This is a genomic window from Acinetobacter sp. PC34, assembly GCF_051789135.1.
Lineage (GTDB): Bacteria > Pseudomonadota > Gammaproteobacteria > Pseudomonadales > Moraxellaceae > Acinetobacter > Acinetobacter johnsonii.
The window spans coordinates 78,822-94,159 of record NZ_CP196665.1 but is presented as its reverse complement, the minus strand read 5'-3'; the positions used below and the strand labels follow the sequence as shown (position 1 = coordinate 94,159).

The following is a 15,338-nucleotide window of genomic DNA, read 5'->3' as shown; positions in this document are numbered from 1 at the left end:
TTCCTAAGCAGATTTTCCTTCTTGAGTGTAATAAGTTTGTACTACTGGTTCGGACACTTCTTGTATTTCAGGGATAGGGAATTGTCTTCCAAAAGTTTTATTTAAAATTTTGCAAGCTTCTACTGTATCAGTTTCCTCATTTACAGCTTCTAAAGATGATTTTAAATCTTCAAGTTTTGATTTTAAGTGCTCCATTTGTTTTCGGGTCAATTTTTCGAGTAAGTCTACACCTTGATGTGCAGGTAAATTAATTACGAGTCTGAAGTAATACTCGTTATTTTCTGGATCAATGCTAAAGGTAGTGAATTGATCTAATACATTATTTACTATAGAAAGTAATACCTTATTATCATTCTCATAATCTTCAGCTGTTATATGCTCATATACAGCTGTAGTGATAGCAATACTCTTAAAAAAATCTAGACCTTTCTCATTTCGCCATTGTTTCAAGTAGCGAGTACATCGTCTAAACTGATGACGTAAATCTGAATCATCTTCAAATTTTCCCAAAATTGTATCGGTAAGTTCAGTAGGATTTGAAATATCCCAAGTCTTAAGGTCTTCAGAGGAGAATTCCTTACCTCGAGCTAGATACATATTGCCTTTGTCGTCTTCAGCGTAGATGGGCAGATCTACATGATAATCGGGACTACCATTTTTGAGATAAGTGACAGTTACGCAAGGTCGTTTGATCGTTACAGTTCTATTTGAATGAGTTAAAGCATCTCTAACAATTTTTTTAATTTCTACTGAGCCATATTCCTCTTTGTCACAATCTAATAAAACTCCTACATCAATATCATAATCTCCATTCTTAGGCTTAATCCCTGTGCCCAAGGCATAACTACCTTGATTAAAGTATTCAACAAATTGAGGACCATTTGGATCCTTTTTGAGTTCATCTTTTAAGGTGCTAATCAAAAGGTCACGTTTTTCACGTAATGTACTTTCTTCGTCATAACGACCTAATCGAATATTTGTGTGGAACTTAGCATAGTGTTTTTGTGGATTCGCCATATTGTAGTATTCCTGTAGTGCTTTTGTTGTTATGGGGATCTCCTATATTAAATACAAGTTAAGACATTAAAAAAAATAGAATTTTTAAAGGGAAAATTTAATCAAAAAATATTTAAACAAACGATGAGATGTATCAATCTCCAATTTTTAGCATTCCTTCCCAACTAAAATAGTTTTGAGTCAAATTCTTTCTGGACATCGCCCATACACGACCATGCATCTTGCAAGGTCCAATTACGGCATCGCCACCACAGAGTAAAAAGAATGTTCAAAATAAACAGTCTAAAAATTCTGAATAGCCTTTTAGAACAGAGAGTTAAGGCACACAATTTAAAATAGTCAGTGAGCCTATCAAAATCCTCATGTATGAAACCTAAGAAGTTCCACATTTTTCTGGGTATACAAGCCTAAATTTTATGGAAAGAATTCATATGCTGCTCCTTTAGCTAAAAGAGTATTCAGCTTACGATTCGTGGTTATTTTCAACAGTGCCTTCTGGTAAGGGTCGGCACCTGCACATCAAAAAAATCTCCCCCCAGAGTACGGCTGTTTCTATCGGGGGTAGAATATTCATTCTGTTACTTTAGACTATACCCTAAAGTTACAATCTGAAAGTTCATGAAATTATGTATCATTTAAATGATTTTTAATCATAAGTAACATGTAACTTTGATATTAAAGATTTATAATTTACAAAATTGTTCATTTTTATCCAATTGGGGCGAGAAAGAGTGAAAGGCCAAAAAGTAGGTTATGTGCGAGTGAGTTCGGTCGAGCAAAATACTGGGCGTCAACTTGAGGGGATTGAAGTCGACCGGATTTTTGTTGACCGTGCTTCAGGTAAAAATACTGACCGACCTAAATTTCAGGAAATGTTGAACTATGTCCGGGAAGGGGACAGGGTGATTGTACATTCCATGGATCGTTTTGCGCGAAGCCTGAAAGATTTGGTCACTGAAGTAGATAAACTGGTCAAACGAGGGATTGCCATCCAGTTTGTAAAAGAAAATATTACTTTTACGGCCGAATCCACCCCGATGGATAATTTGATGCTGCAATTGATGGGTGCTTTTGCACAGTTCGAACGTGAGATCATTTTAGAGCGGCAAAAGGAAGGAATAAAACTCGCCTCTGCTCAGGGGAAGTACAAAGGTCGGGTGCATAAACTAAAGCCTGACCAAGCTGAAGCTTTACGACAAGCATGGAGGGAAGGGAAGTATCCATCAAAAATGGCATTAGGAAAAGCTTTTGGGATTAGTCGTCAGGCGGTATACCGATATTTACAAGTTAGTGAATAGTGAACCGTACCGGGTTTGTCGGAGACTTTTTTATTTAAGTTAGGCCACCTGACCTAACGGGTTAATCTTATCATAGTATATTGCTTCAAACTCAAAAGGCGATACATAACCCAGTGCACTGTGTACACGCTTTTTATTGAACCAATCTACCCAATTTAGTGTCGCAAGTTGTACATCCGCTAAACCTTGCCAACCTGCTTTTAGATATTCAATCACCTCTGTTTTGTATAAGCCATTCACCGTTTCAGCCAAAGCATTATCGTATGAATCACCAGTCGTACCGACTGATGCTCGTAAATTTGCAGCTTCTAAACGATTGGTATGGCGAATGGAAAGATATTGAACACCTCTATCTGAATGATGAATCACATTCTTTGGCATGCCTCGATCATGCAATGCTTGCTCCAATGCATCGAGCACCATATCTGTATTCATTCGTGTAGATACTTTCCAGCCAACAATTGCTCGTGAGAACACATCAATAATAAAGGCGGTATAGACTCAGCCTGAATTTGTTTGAATATACGTAAAGTCACTCACCCACAGTTGGTCAGGATGATCAGCAGTAAAATTACGTTTCACTAAATCATCTGCTCGTTTTTGGTCATCTCGGCTACGGGTGGTTTGTTTGTTCTTACCTCACCAAACACCTTGTATACCTAGCTTTTTCATTAATCGAGCAACAGTACAGCGTGCGATAACATAACCTTCACGTTTCAGTTTTTGCCAGACTTTACGTACACCATACCGACCTGAACTTTCCTTCCAAATTCGTTTAATTTGTTCAGCATGATGCAAGTCATGTAAATCTCGCTTTGCTCGATGTTCTGGATTTTCGCAGAGATCTAGAGTGCGGTAATAGGTTGAAGGTGCGATTGGTAAAATTCTACAAATCGCCTCGACTCCGTACAGCTCTTTATTATTATGGATAAAATCCACCATTATTTGTGTGGGCAGTCGAGCTCCGCCTGGGCGAAAAAAGCGGCTGCTTTACGTAGAATCTCATTGGCGCGTTGCAGTTCTTTATTTTCGCGTTCGAGTTGTTTGATACGTTCTTGGTCTGAAAGCTGCTGTACTTTAACTGGATTTTGCTGATCTAAATGCTTTTGATGCCAGGCACGTAGTGTTTCAGGAGTACAACCCTTGCGCAGTATACTGCTCAGGGAGCAATAGCGGTGATCGCAGCCCAATTCGATGGATAATCTTTTTCAGATTCAATCAATAATTGAACCGCTCTTTCTCTAATTTCAGGGGTATATTTTAATTTTGTCATCGGGATAGTCTCTCAGAATATTAACTCTCCGACAAACCCGGTACGGTTCAGTCTAGGATCAATTTAAAAAATGGGTGGTGTTTCAAAAAGTATGCTGAAAAAAAGCAGGTTGGATTTTGATAAAATAGAGAAATGCGAATAACTCTAGAAATCAAGTGTCCAGCCTGCCTAAGTGACAGTATAAAGAAAAATGGCACAAAAGTAGATGGTAAGCAAAATTACCAATGTAAAATATGCAGACGTCAATTTATTGGTGATCATGCTCTCAGTTATCAAGGCTGTCACTCAGGTATCAAAACCAAAATATTACACCTCATGGTGCGAGGCAGTGGTGTCAGGGATATAGCAGAAATTGAAAGAGTAAGTATCGGTAAAGTTCTACGGACACTTAGCCAATCAAAATATCAACTTCGAGCACAGCAAAGTCATTATGAAACCCTTGAAGTAGATGAGTTTTGGACTTTTGTTGGTCATAAGCAAAATAAACAATGGCTAATTTATGCCTATCATCGAGAAACAGGTGAAATTGTTGCTTATGTATGGGGTAACCGAGATTTAGCCACTGCAAAACGACTTAAATTAAAATTGAAGCAGTTAGGTGTAAGCTATACATGTATATCAAGTGACCATTGGGATAGCTTTGTTACGACCTTTAAAGAATGCAAACAGTTGATTGGTAAATTTTTCACTGTGGGTATAGAAGGCAATAATTGTCGATTACGGCATCGAATCAGGCGAGGCTTTAGGAGAAGCTGCAACTTCTCCAAAAAGCTTGAAAATCATTTCAAAGCCTTTGATTTAGTGTTCTTTTATATCAATAATGGATTCGTTTAATGCCAGCATACTTTTTGAAACACTACCCATTTTTCACCTATTAACCAATTAGAATTAAGTTTTAAGCAGCTAAGTAATTTTACAAATACTATATCCTCATTCTTTAAAGATCAAAAAAATTGCTTTTTTATCTAACTAAAAGGTGTCTACAAAATTGGTGGCTATTCACTATAAGTTATAGAAATTACTAGATGTTTCTTTAATTCTGTTCTTTTCTATTCATTCGACACATAAGCTCACGAATTACGTAAACCCTATATAAGTTTATTTTTTAAACACTCGGATGTCTTATTTCATACATTAATTTACAGCGATTTCTTGGCGCATAAGGCTCTAATAAAAGTGTTTTTTAATTCTTGGCAGCCTTGCTACGAGTCTGTTTAATGTTGAACTAGAAAGAGGAAATCCGCATGCGTGCTCTTACCTATCATGGTGCTCGGGATGTACGAGTTGAATCTGTTCCAGATCCAGTGATTCAGGAACCAGATGACGTTATTTTAAGGGTGACAGCCACCGCCATCTGTGGCTCAGATCTGCATTTATACCGGGGAAAAATCCCGGCCACTGAAGACGGTGATATTTTCGGCCATGAATTTATGGGAATTGTAGAAGAAGTCGGCCCACAAGTAACCGAAGTCAAAAAAGGTGATCGGGTAATTATTCCCTTTGTGATTGCATGCGGTCACTGTTTTTTCTGTGAACATGAACTAATGGCTGCCTGTGAAAATACCAATACCGGCCGTGGTGCAATTCTCAATAAAAAACAGATTCCACCAGGGGCAGCTTTATTTGGCTTTAGCCATCTGTATGGTGGTATACCGGGTGGTCAAGCTGAATATGTGCGGATCCCCAAGGGCAATGTCGGACCATTTAAAGTGCCAGGCTCCCTGCCTGATGAAAAAGTATTATTCCTGACCGATATTCTACCAACCGCCTGGCAAGCAGTGAACAATGCCCAAGTTGGTCGAGGTTCCAGTGTGGCGATTTATGGTGCTGGCCCAGTCGGTCTGCTGGCTGCTGCCTGTGCGCGGATGCTCGGTGCCGAGCAGATTTTTATGGTCGATCACCATCCTTATCGTCTGCGTTTCGCACATCAAACCTATGGAGTGATTCCGGTCAATTTTGATGAAGTCGATGCCGCTGAATTTATCATTCAAAATACCAAGGGTTATCGTGGAGTCGATGCCGTCATTGATGCGGTCGGTTTTGAAGCTAAAGGCAGCATGCTGGAAACCGTAATGACCAACCTGAAATTAGAAGGTTCGAGTGGTTCAGCGTTAAGACAATGTATTGCAGCGGTCCGCCGCGGCGGTGTGGTGAGTGTACCTGGAGTTTATGCCGGTCCAATTCATGGCTTCCTGTTTGGTGATGCCTTTGACAAAGGTTTAACCTTTAAAATGGGACAAACCCATGTGCATAACTACTTGCCGCAGTTGCTAGAACATATTGAAAATGGAGATCTGTCTCCAGATCTGATTATTACCCATCGCATGAAACTGGAAGATGCTGCGGAAGGTTACCGTATTTTTGATAAAAAAGAAGAAGACTGTCGTAAAGTGATTCTGACGCCATAAATATGATTAAAGGAAAGCGCCATCAGGCGCTTTTTTATTTTTTATCATCATTTTATCAATCCTCTTTTTCTTGTTTTTAAGGGCTTTGTTGCACAAAGATTTGAAATGCAAAGCGCCCCTAATTGAGCCAAATTTAAGGCGTAACTTGGGTAAGTGGTCGACCTAATTCCGTAAATCTGTTAAGCACTGCTACACGTGCATGGATCTCATTCACTTGGCTATCAAAACTCCTTGCACTGAGTTTATCTCCTAATAATTTAATGCAGTGCATCTTAGTTTCAACCAAACTTCGCCGATGATAGCCTGACCATTTTTTCCATAGTGTCCTGCCTAAACGTTTAACTGTTCGAAGTAATTCATTTCGCTCTAGCGAGCTACTCTTTGTATCTTTCCATGGTTTCGCATTTTTTCTAGGTGGAATCACCGTATGCGCTTGCCGATCTGCAATGACCTGACGGCATTGCTTGGTGTCATAAGCTCCATCGGTATAAACAGAGTCAATCTGCTCATCTTGTGGAATCTGATCAAGTAAATCACCAAGCACCTGTGAATCACTGACATTATTGGTTGTAAGCTGAACTGCTCGTATTTGCAGGGTTTTGGCATCTATACTAATATGAAATTTACGCCATTGGCGACGATATTCAGGTCCATGTTTCTTGCGTTTCCATTCGCCCTCACCTAGAAACTTCATGCCTGTAGAGTCTATGAGTAGATGCAGCCCATCGCTACTTTTTTGGTAGCTGATTGCAATATCAATATGCTTTTGTCTTCTACAAAGCGTACTGTAATCTGGTGCTGTCCAATTTAATCCGCAAAGTTTAATCAGACTTTGCACAAAGCCAGTGACCATACGTAAAGACAGACGGAATAAGGATTTAATCATTAAGCAGCATTGGATGGCTGCGTCGGAGTAGGTTTGATTTCGCCCTTGTTTGCCTTTTGATGGAGCATACCATTGCGTAGCAGGATCAAACCAAATGGCAATATTTCCGCGACTCATGAGTGCTCGGTTATATGCGGGCCAATTGGTTGTGCGGTAGATTTTCTGTGTAGGCTTCTTCATTTGAAAATTATATCGCTGAAAAAGCCGTTACAGATAGGTTTGTGCAACAAAGCCCTTAGTTGAAAAAAACTTTTAGATTTCATGCTCACACACCACCTAAAACAAAAAAATATCTGATTGATTTTACAGGCTTTTAATTTAAGGTTTTATTCTACCCACTCGCAATATCAACGTTTAGTATCACGACTCACTAACTCATTAACTAAATATGGAGCAGTACGACTATCTTGATTTTCTGTTATTTGTTTTGGTGTTCCTGCCACAACAATATTCCCACCAGCATTTCCAGCACCTGGTCCCACATCAATCACCCAATCTGCTTGTGCAACGGCACGCATATCATGCTCAATCATAACCACGGTATTACCCGCATCGACTAATCGCTGCAATTGAACTAACAATCGATCTACATCTGATGGATGCAAACCTGTAGTTGGCTCATCAAGTATATACAGTGTATTTCCACGCTGATTGCGTTGCAGCTCGGTCGCCAATTTAATACGTTGCGCTTCTCCACCAGATAGTTCAGTCGCTGGTTGCCCTAAACGTAAATAACCAAGGCCAATTTCCTTTAATAATTGTAGTGAACGAGCAATCGAGACCTCTCCATCAAAAAAATCACGTGCTTCATTGACGGTCATTCCTAATACTTCAGCAATATTACGTCCATTCCAGCGAATTTTCAGAGTGTCATCATTATATCGAGCACCATGACATGTCGGACAAGGGGCATATACACTTGGCATAAACAATAATTCTACACTGACAAAGCCTTCACCTTCACAAGTTTCACATCGCCCTTTAGCCACATTAAACGAAAAACGTCCAGCATCATAATGAGCTTGGCGAGCTTCAGGAGTCCCAGCAAATAACTTTCTAACATGATCAAATAAACCCGTATAAGTTGCCAGATTAGAACGTGGAGTACGGCCAATTGGTTTTTGATCAACCTGTACCAGACGCTGTATAGCCTCCACATCACCAGCCAGAGAACCCTGTGTAACCTCGGTAACCAACATTCCTTCATTTAAAGGATTATTTTCATTATTGTTTTCAGTTTCAGATTCATTGCCTAAATATGAAAGTACTAACTCGGGTAAAGCTTGAGAAACGAGACTAGATTTACCTGAACCTGAAATACCTGTAACTGCTGTAAGTACACCAAGAGGTATACGAGCATCAATATTATGCAGGTTATGTCGGTAAATATTGTTAAGTTCAAGCCAACCAGAGGGTGTACGTCCATAACTTTGAGTAACTGGGATTTTATTAAATAAATAACTTGCAGTACGTGAAGCTGAAATCTCACTTAAACCCTGAGGTACTCCACTATATAAAATATTACCACCTTGCTCTCCTGCATCTGGTCCAACATCCACTAACCATTGAGCACGACGCATGAGCTCTAAATCATGCTCTACAACAAATACGGAGTTTCCAGCGTCTCTTAATTTATCGAGAGAATCATATAATGACTGACTATCTGAAGGATGTAATCCAGCAGACGGTTCATCCAGTACATAAACTACACCAAATAGCATAGAACTTAATTGTGTTGCTAAACGCAAACGTTGTAACTCTCCCGCTGAAAGAGTCGGTGTGGCTCTATCTAATGTTAGATAACCAAGACCTAACTGGCGTAATTGATTTAAACGCCCCACCACACCATTTGCTAAACGCTGCGCAGCAATTTTCTTTTCATCTGAAAGTGCTGACGTACGTCTTACATCTGGAGATACAGAATGCACTGCTCTACCTGTTGTTGCTCGTTCGGATCTATCAAGTTGGGTTACTTTATTATTAGTCTTTTCTCCAGCATCATGAGCGTCGAAATTGCCAAGAACAATGGGCTCAAGCAGGCAAGTTAACTTATCCAAAGAAAGTTGCATAAACTCACCAATATCTACTCCAGCAAAGGTAATAGATAAGGCTTCTGGTTTAAGGCGTTTACCATGACAGGAAGGGCATATTTTTCCTTCCATAAAACGTGAAACACGTTTTTTCATCAACGTACTTTGGGTATTAGCAAAAGTATGAAGGACATAGCGACGAGCACCAGTGAAAGTGCCCATATAGCTGGGTTCTAGTTTACGTTTAAGTGCAGATTGAGTCTCAGCGGGGCTTAAACCAGCATAGACAGGAACTGTTGGGGTTTCTTCAGTAAATAAAATCCAGTCTCTATCCGATTGCGGTAAATCTTTCCATGGTCGATCGACATCATACCCTAGGGTTACTAGGATATCGCGTAAGTTTTGCCCGTGCCAAGCAGGTGGCCATGATGCGATAGCTCTCTCACGAATACTGAGTGTTGGGTCAGGAACCATTGTCGATTCTGTAACTTCATAAATGTGACCTAAACCATGACAGGTAGGACAAGCACCTTGAGGAGTGTTCGGTGAAAAGTCCTCGGCATATAACATTGGCTGATCGGCAGGATATGCACCAGCACGCGAATAAATCATTCGCACGAGACTTGATAAAGTTGTTACACTTCCAACAGAAGAACGGGTATTACTTGCACCACGTTGTTGTTGCAATGCTACTGCTGGTGGTAGACCATCAATAGCATCAACATCTGGTACTCCGGCCTGATCTATTAAGCGTCTTGCATAAGGTGCAACAGATTCGAAATATCTTCTTTGTGCTTCAGCAAAAATAGTTCCAAAAGCAAGTGATGATTTTCCTGAACCCGATACACCTGAGAAAACAACAAGTGCATTTCTTGGGATAGAAACATCTACATCCTTAAGGTTATGCTCACGTGCACCTCGAACTTCAATACAATTATTAGATAAAGTAATGTTATTGTGTTCACCAAAAGAATGTATTTTCATGTTTCTACGAGCCTGTAAATTATTTTGTGTAAGTCTCATTTTTTATAAATGATCTTTTAATCGATCATCGAACTGAATCGTAAACCAATTCATTGCTAAACGCCAATTTTGAATTGGCATGGTCCATTTTTTAGCAGCATTTGAAGTTGCTAAATAAATGACCTTTTTCACTGAATCATCAGAAGAGAAGATCTTTCTCTTTTTAGTTGAATGGCGGATCACGCTATTCAATGATTCAATTGCATTTGTTGTATAAATCGCATGACGTATTTCAGCAGGATAGCTAAAGATCGTTCGGATATTTTCCCAATTTGCCCGCCAGGATTCTCCAATTTTTGAATACTGGTGATTCCATTGATCGCAGAAGATATCTAGGGGCTTTAAAGCATTTTCCTCTGTACTTGCCTGATAGATCGCCTTCAATCCTGCTGTTACAGCTTTGTAGTCCTTCCAGCTCACAAATCTCAGGCTATTGCGTACAACATGTACGATACACAGCTGGATATCAGTATGAGGGTAGACAGAGGCTATCGCATCAGGAAAGCCTTTTAGTCCTGAGAAGCGCTGCTTCGCAAGGCAGGCTACAAGAATATCTTGCACTCCTCGATTTTTAAGCTCTGTCATGACTGACAGCCAGAATTTGGAACCTTCTGTTTGAGCAAGCCACATGCCAAGAAGTTCTTTTTGGCCATCCAGGTTAATGCCTAATGCTAAATAAACTGATTTATTGATTACTGTTGAATGCTGACGAACCTTAACAACAATGCAATCTAAATAGACAACAGGATAAAGACTATCGAGTGTTCTATTTTGCCATTCTGTCACTTGTTCAATGACAGCATCCGTCACCTTACTAATAAGGGAGGCAGATACATCGGCATCGTACATTTCTTTAAAAAAGCAACAATTTCTCTATTTGTCATTCCTTTCGCATATAGCGAAAGAATTTGATCATCCATGCTAGTAATGCGTGTTTGATGCTTCTTAATAATCTGTGGTTCAAAAGAGCCATCACGATCACGAGGGATATCTAAAGCAAGCTGCCCATCTTGTGTTAGAACTGTTTTGGAGCTAAAACCATTACGTGCATTAGATCCTTTCTTAGGTTGATGCTTTTCATAGCCTAAATGTTCAGAAAGCTCAGTATTCAGAGCGGTTTCGATCATGAACTTTTTAAATATGGCTGTCATTTGGTTTAAATCTTCAGGAGTTTTTAAACCTTTAGCTAATTCAGCTGCCATACTTTTGATTGTAGCTTCATCCATGTGAAGTACCTCTTTTTATTATCCTCAGTAGGATAAATGAAAATTAAGTACTTACACAAAATTTAGAACAGTCCCACAACTCATTTTGTTGAACTATATCTGTACAACAACTCTACCTCGAATTTTTCCATCTAAAATTTCATTTGAAATATTTAAAGCATCTGTTAACTGAATTTCAGTCGTTACTGTTTCTAATTTTGTTTGATCTAATTCTGTAGCCAAACGTTCCCATGCTTCTTTTCTTAATTCGATTGGTGCCATCACGCTATCAATTCCATATAAGGTAATCCCTCTTAGAATAAATGGAGCAACTGTTGCTGGAAAATCCATTCCGCCTGCCAAACCACACGCAGCAACTGCACCACGATATTTTGTACTAGCACATGCATTGGCTAAAGTATGGCTTCCAACAGTATCAATTACGCCAGCCCAAACTTCTTTGTTTAATGGCTTTCCTGGGGAAGATAATTCAATACGATCAATAATTTCACTCGCCCCTAGATAGGTTAAATATTCTGACTCTTGAGGTCGACCAGTCGAAGCTGTAATCTCATAACCAAGATGATTCAAAATAAGGCACTGTTGCAAATAGGCTGACATGATAAGCTAAATATCTTATTTATTTCGAGATACAGCAGATGAATCCCTTCCACGGTCGGCACTTTCAAGGTGAAATCATTCTTTGGGCTGTTCGTTGGTATTGTAAATATGGCATCAGCTATCGTGAACTTCAAGAAATGCTCGCTGAACGAGGCATAAATGTGGATCACAGTACAATTTATCGTTGGGTTCAGCGTTATGCTCCAGAAATGGAAAAACGGTTACGCTGGTATTGGCGTAATCCTACAGATTTACATTCATGGCATATGGATGAGACTTATATCAAAGTGAAGGGGCGATGGACTTACCTGTATCGTGCAGTTGATCAACGGGGTCATACGATTGACTTTTACCTTTCCGCTAGACGGAACAGTAAATCAGCCTATAGTTTTCTAGGAAAGATCTTCAATACGGTGAAAAAATGGCAAATTCCACGGGTCATCAATACAGATAAAGCAGCGACCTATGGCCATGCTTTATCACGATTAAAGCGAGAAGGAAAATGTCCAGTAGATATTGAGCACAGGCAGATTAAGTATAAAAATAATGTCATTGAATGTGATCATGGTAAGTTAAAGCGAATCATCAGGGCCACATTAGGATTCAAATCTATGAAGACTGCTTATGCCACAATTAAAGGTATTGAAGTCATGCGTGCACTACGTAAAGGACAAGCATCGTCATTTTATTATGGTCAGCCTCAGGGTGAAGTGTGTCTAATCAACAGGGTTTTCGGTCTCTAAGCACTTTTTAAAGGGAACATCATCGACTCAAATCACTATTTGCAACAGTGCCCATGATTGTCGTTCACTCTATGGATCGTTTCGCACGGAGTTTGAAAGATCTGGTTACTGAGGTTGATCAACTTGTTAAGAGGGGAGTTGCTATTCAATTTATAAAAGAAAATATTACCTTCACAGCTCAGGCCACTCCGATGGATAATCTGATGTTACAGCTCATGGGAGCTTTTGCTCAATTTGAGCGAGAAATTATCTTAGAACGTCAGAAAGAAGGTATCAGGCTCGCAGCAGCTCAGGGCAAATATAAAGGTCGTGTCCATAAATTGAATCCCGATCAGGCCAAAGCGTTACAACAAGCCTGGGATGAAGGGATGTATTCATCCAAAGTTGATCTGGCAAAAGCATTTGATATTAGTCGACAAGCAGTTTATCGGTATTTAAAAAAAATTAATTAGTCACTAGATGGACCAAAAGGTATCTACAAATCGGGGGCTATTACAATTACTTTATATATTCAATCTCGTTGATGATAGGTCATATTTTTAAAAATCCATAAATATGACCTACCGATTTTAGAAAAGAAAGAATGATTTAGAAGCGATAACGAACGCCGGCTTCAAGCGAACGTTCTGGACCTACATAAATTCCCTGACGCAAGCTTGCAATATAACGTTTGTCCGCCAAGTTTTTCACGGCACCATAGAATTCAACTTGATCATTAAGCGTATAACGCGTAGTCAAATCAACTGTCGTATAGCCATTGATTTTGCCCGTGAAAAAACCAGATGTGTTTTCTACAATTGGTTTTGTATTCAATTCATCGGTAAATTGTGAACCCGTATAATTCGCGCTTAACTGCGTACGTAAACCTGCATAGGTATAACCTAAACCTAGGTTTGCTATCCACTCTGGTGTATACGGAACACGATCGCCATCTCTTGATTTAAGCGTACCATTTTTATTATAACGGTCGCCCTTGAACTGAGCATCTATTACCCAAGTCAGATTGGCGAATACATCAAATCCGTTGTCCAATTCTAGATTAACCGCGCCTTCTAGGCCTTGGTTATAGGTTTTACCGCCATTTGTACTTTGAAAGTCAGAATTACTGTTCGCTGGAATAATCTGATTATCAAAGTCCATACGGAAAGCAGTCATTTCATAGCTCAAAGCATCTTGTTGACCTCTTAAACCAAATTCCCAACTCACGGCAGTTTCCGCATCCAATTTTTGGTCTTGCAAGCCACTGAGAGAGTCACCATTCAATGCTGGGGAAAATGCTTTATAGACACTACCATACAACTGTACAGCTGGATCTAACTGGAATGTCATACCAAGTCCAGGCATCACTTCCGTATTTGAGGTCTTAACCAACTCACTCTTTTTCTTATCTTCACGTTGCTGCTCATAATGTTCAATACGAACCCCCGGTGTCACCGACAGCTGGTCGGTAATATCTAAACGGTTTTGAGCATAGAAAGCGACACTTTTAGCAGAATCTTTAACATCCTTATCGATCGTGCCTGTACGTGGCGTTGCACGAGTGGCTTTAATGGTGACATCATCCATTTTTTCATTCATCAGGCGTAAGCCAACTTCTGCCTCACTTGAAATATTGAATAAAGTATGTTTGGTCACTAAGCGGGTTTCAGCACCGATACGTTCAAATGCACGATTATTGCCATTCAATGTATCTTTATATATCCACTGACCTGCAGCTTTTGATGCAGCTCCGTCAACATCATAACGCCAGTAATCACGATTCATTTCACTCCAATAAAATAATGTTTGCAGTTCCATATCATCATTTATATTCCAGCGGTGATTAACATCGAAAGAATTACGTTCTGTTAAGAACCAGTCATCTGGTGCAGGGTTGCTCTCTTTCTCATTTTGATATTCGCCCAGGAACTGCCCGCGATAAGAGATGTTGGCATCATTCTCATAATGGGTGAATTTCACACCTAACCATTGATTATCACCAATTGCTGTGCCCGCCTTAATGACAGCATCTTTCATTTCATAGCCCTTGTCCATGAAACCGTCACTTTTTGCCCAGCTTAAAATTGCCCCAACCTTACTGTCTTTGTTTGGAGAACTTCCTCCTAATTCAACTGTTGTTTTATACGTATCCCAAGAGCCAACCGATACATCAACCAGAGCACCATCTTTCGGTTGCTTAGTCTGGTAATTGATCACCCCTCCAATGTTCAGTGGACCATAACGCAAAGCTGAAGAACCTTTCATCACTTCAATACTATCCATGCGCTGTACACGTGGATTGTAATAACGACCATTTCCAACAAATAGACCAGGAGCTACAGGCACACCATCTTCTAAAATTAAAGTTTTATAATCAGCTGAACTGATACCTCGCATACCAATATTGGCAACTACAGCAGACTCTTCCTCAGGTTTCACATAGACACCGGAAACACGTTTTAAGATATCTTCTGTAGATGTCGGAATAACTTGTTTAATTTGCTCTTGGTCTACTATCACCGCTGCCCCCGGAATCTTCGAAACAGCGTCCTCCTGTGAGCCAATCACCTGAATCATAGGCAACACCATACTTTTTTGTTCTTGCTCAGGGGCTGCATATAAATTAGGTATAAAACTACTGAATAATAATCCGCTCATGACGATTGGATTTTTCAAAAAGCAACGTTTTTCCATGTTTACCTCTATTTAAAAGATCGGGGTGGCAATCGATTGGCAGATAAATTAACTTACAAAACAAGTAAATTGCAACACAAATAATAACAATTATCACTTATATTTTAAAAATGATTATCTTTTATAAGAAATGAATCTTAATAAAATCGATTGTTTTTCTA

At 39.6% G+C, this 15,338-nt stretch carries 8 protein-coding genes, 4 pseudogenes and 1 other annotated feature; of the genes and pseudogenes, 5 read left to right on the top strand and 7 right to left on the bottom strand.

The genetic code is table 11. The annotated features are described in order from the left end of the window. Positions 1-3 precede the first annotated feature (3 nt). Complete coding sequence (locus ACSC9N_RS17490; RefSeq protein ID WP_005006358.1) at positions 4-1,017, bottom strand: nucleotidyltransferase domain-containing protein; 1,014 nt, start codon at positions 1,015-1,017, stop codon at positions 4-6. Positions 1,018-1,748: 731 nt separating this feature from the next. Here ACSC9N_RS17490 and ACSC9N_RS17485 point away from each other — a divergent pair. Beyond that, positions 1,749-2,315, top strand: coding sequence for a recombinase family protein (locus tag ACSC9N_RS17485; RefSeq protein WP_004897285.1), 567 nt, complete (start codon positions 1,749-1,751; stop codon positions 2,313-2,315). Between the two features lie 39 nt (positions 2,316-2,354). On the opposite strand, the pseudogene ACSC9N_RS17480 reads toward ACSC9N_RS17485, so the two are convergent. Further along, a pseudogene (locus tag ACSC9N_RS17480) lies at positions 2,355-3,588 on the bottom strand (IS3 family transposase). After that, positions 3,183-3,299: a sequence feature (AL1L pseudoknot), on the bottom strand. It overlaps the preceding pseudogene by 117 nt. A 132-nt stretch (positions 3,589-3,720) precedes the next feature. On the opposite strand from ACSC9N_RS17480, the gene ACSC9N_RS17475 reads away from it, so the two are divergent. Together ACSC9N_RS17475 and ACSC9N_RS17470 are read left to right on the top strand one after the other, a co-directional pair. Beyond that, positions 3,721-4,422 carry an IS1 family transposase gene (locus tag ACSC9N_RS17475; protein WP_004282341.1) on the top strand — a complete coding sequence of 234 codons (702 nt, stop codon included), beginning with the start codon at positions 3,721-3,723 and terminating at the stop codon, positions 4,420-4,422. A 410-nt stretch (positions 4,423-4,832) separates the two neighbouring features. Next, positions 4,833-5,996, top strand: coding sequence for a zinc-dependent alcohol dehydrogenase (locus ACSC9N_RS17470; protein WP_439036154.1), 1,164 nt, complete (start codon positions 4,833-4,835; stop codon positions 5,994-5,996). Positions 5,997-6,129: 133 nt separating this feature from the next. Here the strand turns inward: ACSC9N_RS17470 and ACSC9N_RS17465 are convergent, their stop codons facing one another. The 4 genes and pseudogenes from ACSC9N_RS17465 to ACSC9N_RS17450 all read right to left on the bottom strand — a co-directional run. Then, the gene (locus tag ACSC9N_RS17465; RefSeq protein WP_079284451.1) at positions 6,130-7,062 is read right to left on the bottom strand and encodes an IS5 family transposase; all 933 of its coding nucleotides are present in this window, start codon (positions 7,060-7,062) and stop codon (positions 6,130-6,132) included. 167 nt (positions 7,063-7,229) lie between these two features. Beyond that, complete coding sequence (locus ACSC9N_RS17460; protein WP_004979617.1) at positions 7,230-9,896, bottom strand: excinuclease ABC subunit UvrA; 2,667 nt, start codon at positions 9,894-9,896, stop codon at positions 7,230-7,232. 42 nt (positions 9,897-9,938) lie between these two features. After that, a pseudogene (locus tag ACSC9N_RS17455) lies at positions 9,939-11,161 on the bottom strand (IS256 family transposase). 93 nt (positions 11,162-11,254) lie between these two features. Then, a pseudogene (locus tag ACSC9N_RS17450) lies at positions 11,255-11,737 on the bottom strand (zinc-binding dehydrogenase); the annotation flags it as partial. A gap of 62 nt (positions 11,738-11,799) precedes the next feature. On the opposite strand from ACSC9N_RS17450, the gene ACSC9N_RS17445 reads away from it, so the two are divergent. Together ACSC9N_RS17445 and ACSC9N_RS17440 are read left to right on the top strand one after the other, a co-directional pair. Further along, positions 11,800-12,504 carry an IS6-like element IS1008 family transposase gene (locus tag ACSC9N_RS17445; RefSeq protein ID WP_001067783.1) on the top strand — a complete coding sequence of 235 codons (705 nt, stop codon included), beginning with the start codon at positions 11,800-11,802 and terminating at the stop codon, positions 12,502-12,504. Positions 12,505-12,557: 53 nt separating this feature from the next. After that, a pseudogene (locus tag ACSC9N_RS17440) lies at positions 12,558-12,956 on the top strand (recombinase family protein); the annotation flags it as partial. Positions 12,957-13,092: 136 nt separating this feature from the next. On the opposite strand, the gene ACSC9N_RS17435 reads toward ACSC9N_RS17440, so the two are convergent. Beyond that, positions 13,093-15,177 (bottom strand): TonB-dependent receptor family protein, encoded by a 2,085-nt coding sequence (locus tag ACSC9N_RS17435; protein WP_044111966.1) that lies wholly within the window; start codon positions 15,175-15,177, stop codon positions 13,093-13,095. Between the last annotated feature and the right edge of the window lie 161 nt (positions 15,178-15,338).

Bases quoted from the DNA above. Each gene is read 5' to 3' on its own strand.
- ACSC9N_RS17475 (WP_004282341.1), top strand. From the start codon at position 3,721: ATGCGAATAACTCTAGAAATCAAGTGTCCAGCCTGCCTAAGTGACAGT.
- ACSC9N_RS17435 (WP_044111966.1), bottom strand. From the start codon at position 15,177: ATGGAAAAACGTTGCTTTTTGAAAAATCCAATCGTCATGAGCGGATTA.
- ACSC9N_RS17465 (WP_079284451.1), bottom strand. From the start codon at position 7,062: ATGAAGAAGCCTACACAGAAAATCTACCGCACAACCAATTGGCCCGCA.
- ACSC9N_RS17445 (WP_001067783.1), top strand. From the start codon at position 11,800: ATGAATCCCTTCCACGGTCGGCACTTTCAAGGTGAAATCATTCTTTGG.
- ACSC9N_RS17460 (WP_004979617.1), bottom strand. From the start codon at position 9,896: ATGAAAATACATTCTTTTGGTGAACACAATAACATTACTTTATCTAAT.
- ACSC9N_RS17470 (WP_439036154.1), top strand. From the start codon at position 4,833: ATGCGTGCTCTTACCTATCATGGTGCTCGGGATGTACGAGTTGAATCT.
- ACSC9N_RS17490 (WP_005006358.1), bottom strand. From the start codon at position 1,017: ATGGCGAATCCACAAAAACACTATGCTAAGTTCCACACAAATATTCGA.